This window comes from Arthrobacter sp. 10T425 (genome assembly GCF_056393985.1).
The window spans coordinates 1-368 of the sequence record NZ_JBFTGZ010000132.1; the positions used below are offsets into that span (position 1 = coordinate 1).

1 protein-coding gene is annotated in these 368 nt (G+C 63.3%); it reads left to right on the forward strand.

Annotated elements, in window-relative coordinates; translation table 11 throughout:
* Window positions 1–34 precede the first annotated feature (34 nt).
* Window positions 35–368 (forward strand): hypothetical protein (locus AC1DDH_RS20860; protein WP_476956277.1); only part of this gene is annotated, 334 nt, incomplete at its 3' end.

The following is a 368-nucleotide window of genomic DNA, read 5'->3' on the forward strand; positions in this document are numbered from 1 at the left end:
CCATCGGATGGTCAATCACTCACTGCGAGGAAATATGACCACCATGGTTGCCGGCCACTCCTTCCTACCCCCTCCCGGCAATGACGGGCGCCGCCAGCGCGATCGCCCGCCCCCGCCGCCCGTGCGGCACACGCGTGCCGCCATTGATGGCGAGCTTAAGGCCATTCACGCCCAGCAAGAAGCCCATAGCCAACGGTTGGATCGGTTCGAATCGGCGGTCCTGTATCAGTTCGGCCAGGTCAACGAGCGGTTCGACAAGCTGGACGCACGGATGGACAAATCGGAAGCCCGGATGGATCGCATGGAAGACCGGCACGAGCGGGGATTGGCGCGACTGGAAGGCAAGATCGACAGGATCGCCGAGCACA